At 64.5% G+C, this 1,500-nt stretch carries 1 protein-coding gene; it reads right to left on the reverse strand.

Annotated features, from left to right (window positions below; translation table 11 throughout):
- Positions 1-68 precede the first annotated feature (68 nt).
- A complete protein-coding gene (locus tag NQ034_RS16005; RefSeq protein ID WP_257050018.1) occupies positions 69-1,265 on the reverse strand; it encodes an IS110 family RNA-guided transposase in 1,197 nt (398 codons plus the stop codon).
- Positions 1,266-1,500: the final 235 nt, after the last annotated feature.

Below are 1,500 nucleotides of genomic sequence, written 5' to 3' on the forward strand. Positions count from 1 at the left end.
TGATGCTCCTATAGGTTGTCAAGCCCGGTCGTGATCATGGTGGTGGTGATCGACCATGGCGAGGTGGCCTACGCGGCGAGCAGGTATTCACGGTAGGCGATGACGAAGTCATCGTCTCGGCGTTTACCGCGTTCAAGGTAGGAAATCGTGGTGGGCCACGTGTTGAAGTGCCCGGCTGCGGTTTCCAAGCTGATCTTCTTCGACTGGCGCAGTGGCCTCAGGTCGTCGACGGCGGGTACCGGCTCGGGCCGGACAATGTGCCGGTAGGCCTCGTTGGCGATGTAGCGTTTGAGGCACCGCATGATCTCGCGTTTGCTCTTGCCCTCCGCGGTCCGGCGTGCCACGTAGGCCCGTGTCCGCGGGTCACTGGACATGCGCACGAGCACGATCTGGTGGAGTGCCTGATTGGCCTGCCGGTTTCCTCCACGGTTGAGCCTGTGCCGGTTCGTCTTCCCGGAAGACGCCTGCAGTGGACTCACCCCGCATAAGGCGGCGAAGGCTTCCTTACTGCGGATACGCTCAGGATTCTCACCCGCGGTGACCAGCAGTTTCGCCGCGCTGATCGGTCCGATTCCCTTGGCCGCTGCCAGTGCCGGTGCGGTGTCGGCGACGACGGTGGTGATGTCGGTCAGGAGTTCGTCGATCTCACCGGTGAGGTTCTGATAGCGGCGGGCCAGCGTGCGCAATGCCTTGCGCTGGTAGTCCGTCGCCACCGGTCGGGTGGCGGCGAGTCGGGCGATCAGCGTCTTGTCGTTCAGGCCGCGGTGGGCCTGGCGAAAGGCGGTGTCGGCGGTGACGAGTTTGTTCTTGATCTGCACGATCGCAGTCGTGCGGGCTTTGACGGCGGTGGTGTAGGCGCACAAGAGGTTGGCCAGGCCGGCGATGACGCCGCCGAGGAGTTTCGGGATCGGCAGGCGGTCGTGGTCGTCAGCTGCGATGGCCTTGGCTGCGGCGTAGGCGTCGATCGGGTCGGACTTGCCGCCGCGGCGTGCCTGCCGGTTCGGGCGGATGATCTCGCGGACTTCGATCTGCTGACTGCGGAGGTGGGCGGTGATGCCGGCACCGTAGGACGCGGTGCCCTCGATCCCGACCTTGCGCAGTGTGCCGAGGGTGGTGATGAAGGCGAGGATCGCGGCATAGCCCGCCGGGGTGGTGGGGAACTCGGCGTCGTCGAGTTTGCGGCCGAGCTCGTCGATGATGGCGACGTGGTGTGTGTCGGCGTGTGTGTCGATGCCGGCGTAGACGTGTCGGTGTGGTGTTGGCATGATGGGTGGTGCCCTTTCGTCCCTTGGTGGTGATGGAAGCGCAATCCCGGCCGGGTGGGCAGACAGGACGTTGACGGGGTAGTGACCGCGCTCCTATGAGGTCATGCTCGTCCGGTCGGGACACTCGATGATTCCCTGGTGGGTGGACAGATCACGGCAAAGGCACACACTGTGGTGGCCAGTCAGTGCCTGGGTCACACCCTGGATGGAAACCATCCCTACAAGTATCAACGTC

Origin of the sequence: Brevibacterium moorei (genome assembly GCF_024580735.1) — a bacterium.
GTDB classification, from domain to species: Bacteria; Actinomycetota; Actinomycetes; order Actinomycetales; family Brevibacteriaceae; genus Brevibacterium; species Brevibacterium moorei.

Bases quoted from the DNA above. Each gene is read 5' to 3' on its own strand.
- NQ034_RS16005 (WP_257050018.1), bottom strand. From the start codon at position 1,265: ATGCCAACACCACACCGACACGTCTACGCCGGCATCGACACACACGCC.